The organism is Rheinheimera sediminis (assembly GCF_004005375.1).
Taxonomy (GTDB): Bacteria; Pseudomonadota; Gammaproteobacteria; order Enterobacterales; family Alteromonadaceae; genus Pararheinheimera.
In genome coordinates this window covers 1-14654 of sequence record NZ_RZUF01000046.1, presented here as the reverse complement: position 1 = coordinate 14654, position 14654 = coordinate 1, and the positions used below count along the sequence as shown (strand labels likewise).

General features: G+C 45.7%; 11 protein-coding genes and 1 pseudogene. 4 read left to right on the top strand and 8 right to left on the bottom strand.

The window, feature by feature from the left end; translation table 11 throughout:
• Positions 1-152 precede the first annotated feature (152 nt).
• Positions 153-1673: an acetaldehyde dehydrogenase ExaC gene (gene exaC, locus EMM73_RS19215; RefSeq protein WP_127688384.1), complete on the bottom strand. Its 1521-nt coding sequence runs from the start codon at positions 1671-1673 to the stop codon at positions 153-155.
• Positions 1674-2188: 515 nt separating this feature from the next.
• On the opposite strand from exaC, the gene EMM73_RS19210 reads away from it, so the two are divergent.
• Positions 2189-3091 (top strand): AraC family transcriptional regulator, encoded by a 903-nt coding sequence (locus tag EMM73_RS19210; RefSeq protein WP_127688383.1) that lies wholly within the window; start codon positions 2189-2191, stop codon positions 3089-3091.
• Between the two features lie 278 nt (positions 3092-3369).
• Here the strand turns inward: EMM73_RS19210 and EMM73_RS19205 are convergent, their stop codons facing one another.
• From EMM73_RS19205 to EMM73_RS19185, 5 genes are all read right to left on the bottom strand, one after another.
• Complete coding sequence (locus EMM73_RS19205; RefSeq protein ID WP_127688382.1) at positions 3370-4611, bottom strand: MFS transporter; 1242 nt, start codon at positions 4609-4611, stop codon at positions 3370-3372.
• Between the two features lie 18 nt (positions 4612-4629).
• Complete coding sequence (locus tag EMM73_RS19200; RefSeq protein WP_127688381.1) at positions 4630-5664, bottom strand: PepSY-associated TM helix domain-containing protein; 1035 nt, start codon at positions 5662-5664, stop codon at positions 4630-4632.
• A complete protein-coding gene (locus EMM73_RS19195) occupies positions 5654-6061 on the bottom strand; it encodes a hypothetical protein (RefSeq protein WP_127688380.1) in 408 nt (135 codons plus the stop codon). Before EMM73_RS19195 ends, EMM73_RS19200 begins: the two co-directional genes overlap by 11 nt.
• Positions 6062-6068: 7 nt before the next feature.
• Positions 6069-8234, bottom strand: coding sequence for a TonB-dependent siderophore receptor (locus tag EMM73_RS19190; RefSeq protein WP_127688379.1), 2166 nt, complete (start codon positions 8232-8234; stop codon positions 6069-6071).
• A gap of 108 nt (positions 8235-8342) precedes the next feature.
• Positions 8343-9161: a helix-turn-helix domain-containing protein gene (locus tag EMM73_RS19185; protein ID WP_127688378.1), complete on the bottom strand. Its 819-nt coding sequence runs from the start codon at positions 9159-9161 to the stop codon at positions 8343-8345.
• A 539-nt stretch (positions 9162-9700) separates the two neighbouring features.
• Between EMM73_RS19185 and abiEi the strand changes: the two genes are divergently transcribed.
• The 3 genes and pseudogenes from abiEi (at position 9701) to EMM73_RS19165 (ending at position 12813) form a co-directional block, all read left to right on the top strand.
• Positions 9701-10225, top strand: a complete 525-nt coding sequence (gene abiEi, locus EMM73_RS19180; protein ID WP_127688377.1) for a type IV toxin-antitoxin system AbiEi family antitoxin — start codon at positions 9701-9703, stop codon at positions 10223-10225.
• A gap of 1 nt (position 10226) precedes the next feature.
• Positions 10227-11243, top strand: a pseudogene (locus EMM73_RS20575) (nucleotidyl transferase AbiEii/AbiGii toxin family protein).
• A gap of 193 nt (positions 11244-11436) precedes the next feature.
• Positions 11437-12813 carry a Fic family protein gene (locus tag EMM73_RS19165; protein ID WP_127688375.1) on the top strand — a complete coding sequence of 459 codons (1377 nt, stop codon included), beginning with the start codon at positions 11437-11439 and terminating at the stop codon, positions 12811-12813.
• A gap of 208 nt (positions 12814-13021) precedes the next feature.
• Here the strand turns inward: EMM73_RS19165 and EMM73_RS19160 are convergent, their stop codons facing one another.
• Positions 13022-14143 carry a Fic family protein gene (locus tag EMM73_RS19160; RefSeq protein WP_127688374.1) on the bottom strand — a complete coding sequence of 374 codons (1122 nt, stop codon included), beginning with the start codon at positions 14141-14143 and terminating at the stop codon, positions 13022-13024.
• A gap of 335 nt (positions 14144-14478) precedes the next feature.
• Entirely contained in the window at positions 14479-14643 is a 165-nt protein-coding gene (locus EMM73_RS20570) for a LytTR family transcriptional regulator DNA-binding domain-containing protein (RefSeq protein ID WP_409994317.1), read from the bottom strand.
• Positions 14644-14654 lie beyond the last annotated feature (11 nt).

The window sequence follows — 14654 nt, the reverse complement described above, 5'->3', positions numbered from 1 at the left end:
CCACTTAGGCTAGATGATTATCAGGTCTTGCGGTGTGCGTCATTTCCGCAATTCGCTCACTGCAGCCGATCAAAAATGGCCTCATCAGACAAAAAAGCGCAGCCTCTCGGCTGCGCCTTCACTCTCAAACTCTCACCACTAACCCCAACAGCTTAAAAGAACCCCAGCGGGTCTTCACTGTAGCTAACCAGCAGGTTTTTGGTTTGTTGGTAGTGGTTCAGAGCCAGCTTGTGGGTTTCGCGGCCTATGCCTGATTTTTTGTAGCCACCAAAGGCGGCGTGGGCCGGGTACATGTGGTAACAGTTGGTCCATACCCGACCTGCTTCAATTTTGCGGCCGAAGTGGTAGGCGCGATTGGTGTTGCGGGTCCATACACCGGCGCCTAAACCAAACTCGGAACTGTTGGCCAGTTTCAGCGCTTCGGCTTCATCTTTAAAGGTAGACATCGAGATCACAGGGCCAAAAATTTCCTCCTGAAATACCCGCATATCGTTAGTGCCTTTGAGGATAGTAGGCTGAATGTAGTAACCGCCGTTCAGCTCGTCGCTGAGCAGTTCAACATTGCCGCCGGTCAGCACAGTGGCGCCTTCTTTTTTACCTATGTCGATGTAATGCAATATTTTATCAAACTGCGCCTTCGACGCTTGTGCGCCCACCATGGTTTCGGTGTCCAGCGGGTTGCCGCGTTTTATTTCTAAGGTGCGCTGCAGAATGCGCGCCATAAAAGCGTCGTAAATATCTTCCTGAATAAACAAGCGTGATGGGCAAGTGCATACTTCGCCCTGGTTAAAGTAGGCCAGTACGGCACCTTCCACGGCTTTGCTTAAATAGGAGTCGTCTTTATCCATTACGTCGTTAAAGAAAATATTTGGCGATTTGCCACCCAGTTCCACAGTGGAAGGAATGATATTGGCCGCAGCGCATTTCAGAATATGTGAGCCAACAGGTGTTGAACCGGTAAAGGCAATTTTGGCAATGCGGGTACTGGTGGCCAGCGCTTCGCCTGCTTCTTTACCAAAGCCGTTCACCACGTTCAGCACGCCAGCGGGCAGTAAGTCACCTATCAGTTCCATCAGTATTAAAATGGATGCCGGTGTTTGTTCGGCTGGTTTTAAAATAATGCAGTTGCCTGCAGCCAGCGCCGGTGCCAGTTTCCAGGCCGCCATTAACAGTGGGAAGTTCCATGGAATAATCTGGCCCACCACACCTAAGGGTTCGTGAAAATGGTAAGCCACAGTGTGTTCGTCAATCTCGGCAATGCTGCCTTCCTGAGCGCGGATACAACCGGCAAAATAGCGGAAGTGGTCGGCGGCCAGCGGGATATCGGCGGCCAGGGTTTCGCGAATGGCTTTGCCGTTGTCCCAGGTTTCGGCCACGGCCAGCAGTTCCAGGTTTTGTTCAATGCGGTCGGCAATTTTTAGCAAAATATTGCTGCGCACTGTGACCGAAGTGGTGCCCCATGCCGCTTTGGCCTGATGGGCTTTGTCGAGCGCCAGCTCAATGTCGGCTTTGCCTGATCGTGGAATTTTACAAAATACCTTGCCATTCACCGGGCTGATATTGTCGAAATACTGGCCTTCCAGCGGGGCAACCCAGGCTCCGCCAATGTAATTTTCGTACTGAGCTTTAAACTGAATAAGGGCGCCTTCGCTGCCCGGATTTGCGTAAATCATAGCTGTCTCCGTTGTCCAATCTATCTGTTGATTACCCCCGTCGTACTTGAAGCCGCAGCTTTCTTGACTGCGCCATCTCGCCCCAGTCACATAGGTTTACTATGCTCCTGGGGTCTCACTGGCTTGTTGCCTCGCCGCAACGTCAAGTGACTTGGGGTAGGGGGTGTAAGCCTTGCTACCTGCAGCCACATTTTTTGCAACTGCGTGATTTGATAACTACAAGGTGCTTGGCTAAAAACCCGGCGTTGGGTTATTGTTTATCCCTTCGTACTTGAAGTTGCAGCTTTGTTGACTGCGTGTTCTCGCCCCATCACATAGGTAGATCACATAGCTACACTATGCTCCTGGGGGCTCGCACACTTGTCGCCGCCCTGCGTCTTCACGCGATTTGGGGGATATCTTTGTTCGCCGCATTTACCTTAGTGCAGCAAACAGGAGTTGGCTTGATTTGTAGTCCGGATTAGTTGTCTATCTGTCCATAGTTCAGATCCGGTAAAGCAGGAGATAAAGCGGCGATGAATACATCTGTGCTGGCCCAAAAGCGGCAACGCATTAACGCACTGGTTGAAAACAAAGTGAGTTTTGCCGGTGAACAGGCTGAATTAAGTATTTACGACACCTACCAAAGTGCGCAGCAGGTGGCGCTGCATTCCAGTGAGTTGCTGTTTTGCGGCATGATCAGTGGTAAAAAAATAATGCATGTGGCCGACAGTCAGTACCACAAGGCCTTTTTACCTGAGCAGTCTTTTGTCTTGGCGCCGGGCCAGAAAGTGTTGATCGACTTTCCCGAGGCGTCCTTGTATCAGCCCACCACTTGTCTGGCGATTGAGATCAGCAGCGATAAAATCCGCCAGGTGGCGAACGCGCTCAACCTGCAGCAACAGATCAGCAAAGACGATTTTTTTCAGTACGTGCCGCGGCTGGTGCACAGCCAGCACAATGTGCAAACTCAGCAATTGCTGCAGCGAATGATTGGCCTGTTCAGCGAAAACGAGCCGCACCGCGATTACCTGATTGAGTTGTCGTTAAATGAACTGATCACCAGGTTATTGCAGCACCAAAGCCGCGATTTAATGCTGTCCAGTTGCCAACAGCAGCGCAGCACCACGCCTTTTAGTCAGGTGCTGCTTTATATTGAACAGCACTTAAGCGACAGCCTGGACATCGACAGCTTGTGCAAAATGGCTTGCATGAGCCGCAGTAAGTTTTATCAGCAGTTTAAACTGGCCTTTGGTATAACCCCTGCATTATGGCAACAGCAACGGCGCTTGCAAAAAGCCTACGAATTAGTGCAACAAGGCCAGCCTGTCAGTCAGGTGGGTTATCAGTTAGGCTTCAACAACCCCAGCCATTTCAGCCGGGTATTTAAACAAAGCTTTGGTGCTGCGCCAACAACAGTGGCGAAGCAAGGCAACTAAGAGCCGCCTCTGCATCAGTGTCAAGTTGGATTGTTGTAGATACAGTGTGTTAGACCACTCATTATCCCGAAATCAGGTTATTTAACCTGAACTCGGGATAACGAGAGCCGACCTTTGTTGATTTATTCAATAAAATCAAAGAAGTAAAAGTGTCTTTTTAAAGAACTGAACTCTTTACTGACTGAATGCGCAGATTTTTATGGATCTCAAGGCGCTTTGTCGTACGCCATAGCAAGCTATGGCTAGACAGAGCAACGCAGAGAGGCGTAAAAAGATGCCTATTCAGTGGCGCAGCTTATCCCGAGCTCAGGTGATTTAGCACGACGCATCACAACTAATACACAGAGCGCCAGACATAACCATATACCAAAAGTTGCCGAATACCCCATCAAAGCTACCAGGGTAATGGCGGATGACGATGCCAGCATCTCACCAGTATCACGGGCGCTTTGTACCGTTGCCATATCAGTTCCACTTTGTCGTCCTGCGGCAGCAAATGTGGCCGCGAAAGTCATCACACAAACCGATATTCCTCCTGTTGCAATAGCCCCCAAAATCACTGCTGTGTAAATGATTAGATCGTTTAGAACAGGCGAGCTAAGAGCAATAAACAGCCAGCAAGCGGATGCAATTAACGCACAGAAAACGCTCATTTTAGTTACAGCGGATAAACCCAAGTAAAATATAGCCAGAACTATACCGCCGCATCCCACCAAAATTGTAACCATACCACTAAGTATTCCTAGCTGGCCTACTTCAAACATACTCCAGCCGTTATCTATCAGAAAAAGTTTACCTAACGTAAAACCGCCAACGGTCAAAGTAGCTGATGTTGCAGAGATAACTAACAGTTTCTTCGCCCCTGGTCTGATGACAAATTGAAGCAAATTGGCTTTGGATCTGTTTTCAACAGGCTGGCGACTGTCTTCCTCCGTTTTCATAAACAGTGATAGCAAAATCCCTGAGATCGGAATAGCGATCATCACCAGGATTCCGTTACTTTCGCCGAGAACATTTACTGCCATTAAAGTGACATTACCCCCTACAAAAAAGCCTGTTAATACTCCAGCCATCTGTACGGCATTAGCTATCGGCAGCATATTTTCTGCAAATCTCTCTGCAATTAATCCATCGGTGGCGATATCCTGAGTGGCGGCTACCAGCGACATAAGAAGGAACAGACATAATATTAATGATATGGATTGTCCAGAAAACCCCACCATGGCCACAAGAAAAAGCAATGATACAACTAACGCTTGCATCGGGATGATCCAACTACGGCGTTTACCTAAGGTCGCGTTCCAATAGTTATCAACAAGTGATGCCCATAAAAACTTAATGATCCAGGGAACACCAATTAAAGGTAGCCAGCGTAACAGTGATAAATCTGCCCCATTGGCTCGCAAAATAGTGGGTAAAAAATCCATTGCCAATCCCATGGGAAGGCCCTGACATACATAGAGAAGGCCAACGGTCAGTAAGGTAAAAAAGGATCGCAATGTCAGAGTTTGATGTTTCATAATATATTCATTCGTTGGTTAATTTTCATGTCGGGACAAGCTCTGCAAATGCCGGCGTTTTATCCATAACCAGGCACCGGATATGCTAATCAGTAGCATCACAAGCGCAATTACAAAATAAATCAATGCCGTCATTGATGTACCCCAAATGCCAGTATGGATAGCTTTCATTGCAATCATGACTTTCATAAACCACGGCGTGTTTCTGGTGGTTATAGGTTTACCTGTTAGCCGATCAAACGACAACGCCTGAGACTTATTCCAAGGCAGGGCGCCACGATCTAGCAGCATCACCATAAAGGACTTTTTATCAGGAGACAGCATAATGCCTTGCAGTGATTTATCAGGGTTAGAATTAGAAATAGAAACAAATATAGATGTAAAGTCTGGCTGGGCGGTGATAGGAGCTCGCTGATTTTCAGTGATGTTAAATGCGGAGCTGCGGGCTTTTTGCATTAACATCTTGTAACCGCTTAATGCTACGCCAGTGAAACACCAGATAAATAAAAACAAGCTGAATACTAGTGCAAACCAGCGATGCAGTGAATAGACGCTACGCCATTTCGGTCCCTTAACCACAGTAAAGATTATTTTCGACTGACTGAATAAGCCTGATCCTATAAGCAATAATGTAGCTACTCCTGTCACTAAAACAAGCCAGTCTCCTTGCTCACCTAAGGCAAGACTATTATGCAGATTCAACCATGTCTGATGTGCAGAACCGCTTTCCGATAAGGTGTGCTGCCAATCCGGTTGGGGGTTTATTGTCTTCTGCGTACGATCAGAAAATGACACCTGCCAACTATCTTGTAATGTGCGTCCGGGGATAATCATGTTGACAGACGAATTAGTAGGACCTGAACTCATTTCATTTAAGCTATGGCTGATAGTGGCAAACTGAGATTGTCTGTCGGCTATAGTGAGTTGCTTATTCCAAGTGACTGGCGCTAATGTCAACAACACTGCGCCAGTCACGATTAGCCCGCTTAATGACGGCAATACGATCAGTCCGATCCAGCGATGGATTGCACTCCAATGATGTTTACCTAACATGACAAGCCTCGTCTTTCAATACAGGTTTTCGTTCTGTGCTTTTTGTGGGCGACACAAATAGCAGACGTGACGGTGCAATAAGTGTCAAACGATGCCATAAGCCTTGCTGAATTACGCAGCCGTTTTCAGCCTCTAATGTTAGATTTTCTGCCACAGGCGATTCAAAGATGACTTCCACTGCTCCATTGATTAAAAACAGATACTCGTCCCCTTCAAGATGTCGCTCCCAGATGTTTGGATGAACTTCTTCAGGGTCATCAAGTTGCAGAAAACCGAACACATAACCGTCCACATTCTGCACCTGACGACGCCAGCGAATGTCAGTTGCGTCCACAACTTCCATCTTGTTAGCTTTCGTTAAGCTAACAAATTGCTGATAGTATTTAGCTGGTCCCATATCCTGCCTACAACTTCACACGAAGAGAAAGCTGGACGTTTAGAGGTTCTCCATACCAGTTATTCCAGCCTATGGCTCCAATGCGGGATAAATAGTGTTTATCAAACAAATTCTTAACGTTGAGTGCCAATTGAGTAGTTGGGCTGATTTCCCACTGAGCATCTGCATTGAAAGTGGTATAGCCTCCCTGAGTCATGCGAATAGTGCCTGAATCAACGTAATACTCGCTTTGAGAGTTCATCCCTGCGCCAATGGAAAACTTATGGGTGAATAAATCCGGCCTGTAGTGTAACCACAGTTTAAACAGATGATGGGGTGTAAAACTCGAATAGGCAGTTCCTTCAAGATTGCTAGAAGTCCCCGAAGCATTGCGGTCTTGCACATACTCAGTGTCTAGCCAGGTATAGCCTGCTTGCAATTGCAGGTTATCATCAAGCTGGCCGGAAACATCCACATCAAAGCCCTGGCTTTCCACAATACCATTGGCGATATAGACACAATCAGAGCCTCCAGAGCAAGGAGCATTGGGATCAACTTGGGCTCTGTCTTTTTGAGTGATTTTGAATCCTGAAATTGCTCCATACAATTTGCCCTGATAAAAGCTACCTTTAAGGCCTAATTCTTTGTTTGAGCCCGTCATCGGGTTCAAAACATCGCCAGCAGCGTCCACATAATTTTGCGGTTTAAAGATAGATGTGTAGCTGCTATAAAATGAAATATTGTCGTTTATATCGTAGACAATACCGCCATAGGGCGTAACCTCGCTATCCAATTCGTACTGCCCCGTGGGTACTGTAGGACCACCCACTTCAGAGCGGCGCTGTACATCAGTATCCCACCAGCTTGCTCGAGCACCTACTATCAGGGTAAGCCCTGAGGTCAGTAAACTGCGGTTCGCAAAATAGCCACCATATTGTCGGGTTGATGTGATTTGCTCACCCGTCCAGTTTTTTGATGTCGGCGTGGAAACATCAGATGGATCATAGGTATTAATATCCAGATTCCCACTGACACCGGCAAGAGAGTACGATGTTTGTCCTGATTCAGCATCCCAATAATTAGCGCCTACAACGATGTTTTGCTCTACTTCCAGTACATCGTAAGAACCAGTAACATAAGCGTCAAAATCTGTTTCCTGATTATCAAAGTCATATGCCCCTTGCATGAACATCATACTTTTGCTAGTGGCTTCATTGACTGCACCGAAGAAGCTGGCATATATCAGATCACTGTCTCCATCAATACGCGAAACGGAGACCTTACCCTGCCAGCTGTCATTAAATACGTGTTTAACTTCCAGAAAGTGTTGATAGTTCTGCCAGTTTCGTTCGCCCCAGCCCGCGCCTGCGTTTGTTGAGCGCGAAACGTTTAACGCTCTACCGTCTGAATAACGAGGCAAACCCATTGAGATGCCGTCATCAGATGTATCCTGATATTTTGTTGTCAGAGCTATGACTGTTTGCTCTGAAACATTCCATTCTGTAGTTGCATACAGTAGGGATTTGTCTCTCGATGCTTGTTCATAAAAATAATCACGATTATCTTTAATCGCGATGAAGCGTCCTTTGATATTGTTGTTTTCGTTCAAAGAGCCTGACACATCGGCTTCTCCACGATAAGTATTCCAACTACCTATGGTTAACTTTGCTTCTGCCAACAGATTTTCTGTTGGTCGTTTTCTGACCAGATTAATGGTTCCAGACGGATTTCCTGTTCCTTGCAGCAGACCTGATGCTCCGCGTAGCAACTCTACACGTTGATAAATTGCCATATCTTCTGTATTGATGGCTTCATTCCAGCCGGAGGTTGTAATACCATCAAAACTCATCGAATCAATTGAAAACCCTCTGGAATAATATGCTGTGCGTAGTGAGGTGCCTGGTTGCACTGTAATGCCGGGGGAATAAAGCATCACGTCATCTAGTGTGACTAAGTTTTGAACATCAAGACGCTGATTATCAATAATGGTTATACTCTGCGGAAGCTCGGTGATTTTGGTCGGCATTTTTAAACCCACGTCAGCACCTAATTCAGAGGATGCCGTTATGCGGATATGCTCAAGCGGATCCTTTGAGTCAGACACAGTTTCAGCCCAGCATAACTGGCTAATCAGAGCCGGTAGCACTGCAATAGCAAAAGGTTTCAATATTCGAAAAGGGTGGGAATGATGCACACAACACCTCCAAGCAAATGGGACTAATTATCATTTGCGTTGGATGGTAGATGACCTTTGGTTTTCATGCTTTTGAAATTAAGAAAATTATATTCGATTTTCGGGCATTCATCGTACATGACTCGGAGGAACGCCAAAATGCTGATGAAACAAAGTTGAAAAATGAGCAAAGCTATACCCTACCATAGCGGAGGTATTGGTAACGTCCAGCTTATGAATAGCTAATAATTCCCATGCCTTTTCCATCTTCTTATTGCGAATAAAGTCCGCCACGCTGCATGAGTAAAGCCCTATAAACAAGTTGTTCAACTTTCTAACATTGAACCCTGCTAATTTGGCTAGTTGTTCGCTGGTGTATGATTTTGCAAGATCCTGACAAATCAACTGGGCAACTTCTTTTGCTCGCAGAGCATCTTTTGTATGGGGGAAAGCTGTTCTGTTGTCTTTAGTCTCTAATTGCTGGACCAAAAGTGCCGCTAATTCAAAGCATTTCGCCTGACGATAAAATGGGGTAGAACATGAATTTAAGGGGCACGTATGTAACTGGCAGATAACTGATTGCATACACGCATTGATCGGCATGCTTATCGCGGTAACACCTTGATAACTAGCCTCTAATGTCTGTTGAGGCAGTTGTGTAAATGTATCAAAATACTGACGGCTAAAATCAATAGTAACAAAATCAATCTGGCTATTTGCTTCAAAGCGATGTTCAAGTTGCCAATGGTTGTCACTGGTTAACATGTAGCAAAATCCGTTTCTTACGTCGATGCTCTGCTCGGCATTAACTACTAACTTAAATTCCCCGTTTTGGATAAACGCCAGCTTGGCTCCCGCCTTCAGCTGTTCGGTTACAATATGAGGTTCCTCATTATGAATTCGGCCTATCTCGTGAGAGTAGGGTAATATTGAACCATGATTGTTCATATTCAGTTACACCTGAGAAAACGAAAATAATTCGCATACTTCATCCCCACAACCCCGGCTAGCTTATCCAGTGTGGGTTTTAATTGTGGTTACACAGCAACCCTGCATATTGTTGTATAGACACAAACAAGTCAATGATGATAATAGTTATCGTTTGCGTGCTTTGTTATCTAACCTGAGCACGGGATAATGAGTGTCGACCTTCGTCGATTTAACGAATTAAAACAACGAAGTAAGTTTATTATTCTTTAAGCGAAGTCTTAGCTGACCGAATACACAGATTTTTGTGGATTTCAAGGCGCTTTGTTGTACGCCATAGCAAACTATGGCTGAACGGATGAGGGGCAGAGAGGCTCAAAAAAATGTTCATGCATCGGGCTGATATCCTGCTTTACCCCAAGCGATAAATCCTGGTGCGTTGATAAAATCTCCTACAAACTATTACCGATATAGGTTATATATTGTTGACCTATTGATTGCTCGATCTGAATTTTAGGTCTACAATTAATTACGTTATTGATTATAAATTGTAGACTCAAGTGACAAAGACTGAAAAGTTAATTGCCTGTTTTGCCAGTGCTGTGAAGGCCGGTGGTGGTGTTCATACCTCTGCTGAATTGGCTTATATGATGGGTGAGCAAGTCAGTGTTGCCTTCACCAAATTTCTCGCAGACTGCGTAAAAAAAAGCGTAGTGCGGCGGGTTGCTCATGGTGTTTTTGAAAGTACTATTACGCCACCAGAGCCGTCGACTGCCATTTATAAGATTGTTAAAAAGCTACGCGGTGGTGTGCTGAATTACATTAGTCTTGAAAGCCAACTTAGTCACACAGGCGATATTTCTCAGGTGATGATGGACAGGCTCACTGTGGTGACAAAAGGCCGCAGTGGTAGTTTTTCAACCCCTTATGGTGTGATTGAATTTACCCATACCAAGAAGCCAGTCGCTAAAATTGCGCCTAATCTTTATCTTGATAACGATATAGCTATGTACAGAGCAAAGACGGAGCAGGCTATAGCCGATTTAACAGACTGCAACAGAAACCTTCATATGCTGGAGCGCTGAAATGTTGAAACAATATATACAGCAGATAGTGGCTTCGAACCCTGAATATGCAGGCATTATTCCGGTGATAGAAAAGGAAATCCTGCATCACGACATTATGGATGTGATGATAAAACAGGGCGCTATGCAGTCTTTAACTTTCATCGGCGGAACATCGCTTCGCTTGTGCTACAACAGTTCACGCTTGTCCGAAGATTTGGATTTCAACGGCGGTTTTAACTTTAAACCTTCGGATTTTGACGGGCTGGATGCGGAGATCCAAAAGTACATTCAGAACAAATATGAAACAGAAGTCTGGGTGAACAAACCCAGTGCAGATAATCAGGGTGATATCTCGTCCTGGAAAATCAGCATTGTTAAAGAGGCGAACAGGCCTGACTTACCCAGGCAAAAGATGCATATATACCCTTCGTACTTGTAGCCGCAGCTTTGTTGACTGCGTGCTCTCGCCCCAGTCACATAGGATGACTATGCTCCTGGGGTCTCACGCACTTGTCGCCTCCCTGCAACTCCAATTACTTTGGGTATAGATGTGTGTGCCATTCCGTCTTTTGATGTAGAAAAAAGAGCATTAATCAATCACTACAATATTCTGCTGCCTACTGAAGGTTTGTTGATCCCGGTTCAATCATTAAATGAAGCGCTGGCTGATAAGTTTATTGCCCTTGCTTACCGTGCCAGGCTAATAAAACCTAGAGATCTTTGGGATATCCTCTGGCTCAAACAGCGCGGAATCAGCATTTCGCAAGTTCTTGTTGATCAAAAGCTTGAAGCGAGAGGCAAAACCAAAGACGACTTTGTTGACGCTTTGGCTATTCAACTGGGCAAGCTGCTAAAGGATGACGAGGTTCGTAGCGACTTTAATGCAGAGATGAGCCGCTTTATCCCCAAACAGCTGAAAGAGCGAACCTTAGACGATCCTGCCTATTGGGCCTATGTTCAATCGCAAATCACAAGCATGTCGGAGCCATTGCTGGGTAGGGGCCAATCAAAACATAGGTTTGATATGGGGTTGTAAGCGGCGGCCTCTTTGGCTCTAAACCTTTGCTTTGAGCTCTGCCCTTAGCTAATTTATGGCTTTTTAAATTTCTGAGCATCACCAAATGGCGCAGTTCTCCCAAACTGCGCCATATTCAGCAACAAAAACTGGCGCAGTTCGATAAACTGCGCCACAATTGTGCCATTCAGTATTAAACTGCGCCAATTTATTTATGTCAGTCACTACTCAAGCGTTGTTTCACATCATTAGTCAGGCCGCTGAAGGGCTTAGTTTGGCTGAACTGCAGAGCAGTTATCCGGCTATTGCCCGCCGTACTTTGCAGCGTCATATTGCCAAGCTGATTGATGCCGGACAAATCAAAGCTGTGGGTGAGGGGCGGGCCAGACGTTATTTTGTGGGTAGGCTCAATCCAGTAGCTGTAGCCACGCTGTCAGGCCAACAAAGCCAGACTGACAGCTTTCCGGCTTTTATTCCGTTATCTGCCGATAGCTGGGATATTCTGGCCTATATCGACCAGCCTGTGGAAGCTCGTAAACCTGTAGGGTATCAGCGCGATTTTCTTGAGGCTTACCAGCCGAATCAAAGCTGGTATTTGTCGGAGTCGCTGCGCAGGCAGTTGCATAAAATGGGCAAAACTACGGAGCTGGCACAACCTGCAGGAACCTACAGCCGCGCCATTCTGAACCGATTGTTAATTGACTTGTCCTGGGCATCCAGTCAGTTAGAGGGGAATACCTATTCCAGGCTCGATACGCTGGAACTGATTGAACATGGCAAAGCTGCACAAGGCAAAGCTGTGCTGGAAACTCAGATGATCCTGAATCACAAAGCCGCCATTGAACTGCTGGTGGAAAATACCGATACAGCGCAGTTCAACCGCTACACCTTGATGAATTTGCATAGCGCTTTGGCGGAGAACTTATTACCTAACCCTGCGGATGAAGGTCGTATTCGTCAGCACGCTGTCGATATAGGCAAAAGTGTGTACCGGCCTTTATCTGTGCCTCAGCAGATTGACGCTATGCTGGATTTGCTGCTTGATAAGGTGAATCAAATTCAGGATCCGTTTGAGCAGTCGTTTTTTATGCTGGTGCATTTGCCTTATTTGCAGCCATTTGCGGATATCAATAAACGCACCTCGCGCCTTGCTGCCAACCTGCCGTTGTTTCGGGCTAACTTGTGCCCACTTACCTTTCTGGATGTATCGGAGCAAGCCTACAGCAGGGCCACTTTGGGCCTTTACGAGCTGACCAGAGTAGAATTGTTGCGCGACCTTTATGTTTGGGCTTATGAGCGCTCTACGCAGGAATATATCGCTATCCGGCAAGATCTGGCGGAACCCGACCCACTGCGCCTGAAATGGCGGGAGCTGTTGAAACAAAGCATCCGTCAGGTGGTGTGTGATCCAGCCACAGAGCCTTTGGTTGTTATTCAGCAGCAGGTTGCTTTACAAGTGCCGCAGCCACAGCAAGCCGCTGTGCAGGCTTTGATTATTGAAGAGCTGCGCCGCTTACATGAAGGCGTATTAGCCCGTTATGGCTTGCGGCCTTCAGACTTCGCAAAGTGGAAGGCGGTGAAGCGAGATTGACTGCATCAAGTTGGAAAAAAGTGCCTTATAGATGCTGGTACAGATCTCAGTGATGGCGTATTTGTATAACGGGGATTGGGTCTACAAATTATTACCCATAAGGTTCTATTTTGTAGGCCTTGGTCACCAACAGCTTAGGTTTTGCCTGGACCAGCAGATAGTAAGCTAATGCAATTATACAGAGCTGGCCTGCCTGTTTTTCAATGGTTTACACTCGTACCAGGTTCATCAATGGCTCAAATGAATAGAGAGCAGGGCGTCGGCCTGAGGCTTCTTCAATGGTTACCAGCATGCCGCTATCAAGCATAGCGCGGGTGAATCGGGCTGCTGTTGCTGTTGGTATTCCACTGGTGGCAGTAAATTTGTTATTTCTGAATACAGGTGTGGTAAATACAAAATCTAAAGCTTTTACGCTCCATTTCGATGACAACATATCAGAGAATTTGTGTTTCATTTCTTCGTAAAGCGTTCTGATGTTTTCTGCAATGGTCAGATTTCGGATTGCCTGATGCTCTACTGCTTCCAAAAAGAAGGAACACCATTCCTCCCAATTTCCGGTCTGCGAAACCCTGCGCATAGTATCTATGTATTGGTCTTTATGATCTTCAAAGTAGCCACTGATATAAAAGTGTGGGGCTGTTATCGTACCTGAAGACCATAACATCAGTGTTATCAGCATTCTTCCTATCCTGCCGTTCCCGTCTTTAAACGGATGCAGTGCTTCAAATTCTATGTGAGTAACTGCTGATTTTAACAATGCCGGATGTTGACTTTTTTCAATATAATCAAACAGAAAGTCCATTCCATCTTGCAGTTTTTCAGGGCTGATAGGTACAAATAAAATTTCTTTTTTATTCCGGTCGGCCAGATAGTTTTGTTCAGTTTTGAATTCGCCTGGTGACTTGTTTGCACCCCGGCCCCAAGACAACAAGCGTTGATGAATTGACTTGATTAAGGACTGCGATAATGGGTATCCATCCTCGATTGCCTTCTGGGCTGATTTTAAAGCTCTTTGGTAGAGAATGGTTTCAATGACTTCTGAGCGTACATTGGAAGTTGTCGCTGTTTCGTCTGCGTGATCGGCTTCGTACTTCAGTATTTCATCCATAGTACTTACAGTTCCTTCCATCCGGGAAGAAATGACAGCCTCTTGATTTCTGAGCGGAGCTAACAAGATTTCACTGTTATGCATGTTTTTCAACATTTGGTCATACCGGGCTATTGCAGCTGTCGCCTTGATGATGGCATCTATAAATCGCGCGTAATTCAATTCTGCAGGTGGAAACTTATCATAGTGATAAGTGACAGCATTACTCATATTTAAATGCATTTGACAGCCTTTGTTGTTAAAACGTACTCAATGAGTATTTTGATTATCATATCATCGGCTTTTTGATTGTCAAAATGTTTGATTTTTGATGATCAACTAAAGTTGTGGATCACAAATGCGCATCAAATTGGGTTGAATCTCAAAATGTCAGATAAATGAGAAACAAGGTGGGTTGTTGTGCATAAATGCACGTCAAACCAGGTTGTTTATCAAAAAGCCATCTGAATGAGAGACAAGGGCAGTTGTTGTGCACAAATGCACGCCAAACTGGGTTGTTTATCAAAATGACGGATAAATGAGAGACAAAGAAAAGTGATAGCTGAGTTGGCTCAGCGTCACCCCAACGCACTCCTCACCATAGGCAATATCCTGCGGCTGACTGGTACTTGGTCGCCGTTGTTCATTAGTGAAAAGCCTGTGCTGGCTGCGGTGTTTTGCTGGGCAGTGGATTTTTCTAAGGCAGCTATACAGTCGGTGTTGACCACGTAAGAGCGATGCACCCGTAAAAAGG

Bases quoted from the DNA above. Each gene is read 5' to 3' on its own strand.
- exaC (WP_127688384.1), bottom strand. From the start codon at position 1,673: ATGATTTACGCAAATCCGGGCAGCGAAGGCGCCCTTATTCAGTTTAAA.
- EMM73_RS19210 (WP_127688383.1), top strand. From the start codon at position 2,189: ATGAATACATCTGTGCTGGCCCAAAAGCGGCAACGCATTAACGCACTG.
- EMM73_RS19205 (WP_127688382.1), bottom strand. From the start codon at position 4,611: ATGAAACATCAAACTCTGACATTGCGATCCTTTTTTACCTTACTGACC.
- EMM73_RS19200 (WP_127688381.1), bottom strand. From the start codon at position 5,664: ATGTTAGGTAAACATCATTGGAGTGCAATCCATCGCTGGATCGGACTG.
- EMM73_RS19195 (WP_127688380.1), bottom strand. From the start codon at position 6,061: ATGGGACCAGCTAAATACTATCAGCAATTTGTTAGCTTAACGAAAGCT.
- EMM73_RS19185 (WP_127688378.1), bottom strand. From the start codon at position 9,161: ATGAACAATCATGGTTCAATATTACCCTACTCTCACGAGATAGGCCGA.
- EMM73_RS19165 (WP_127688375.1), top strand. From the start codon at position 11,437: ATGTCAGTCACTACTCAAGCGTTGTTTCACATCATTAGTCAGGCCGCT.
- EMM73_RS19160 (WP_127688374.1), bottom strand. From the start codon at position 14,143: ATGCATTTAAATATGAGTAATGCTGTCACTTATCACTATGATAAGTTT.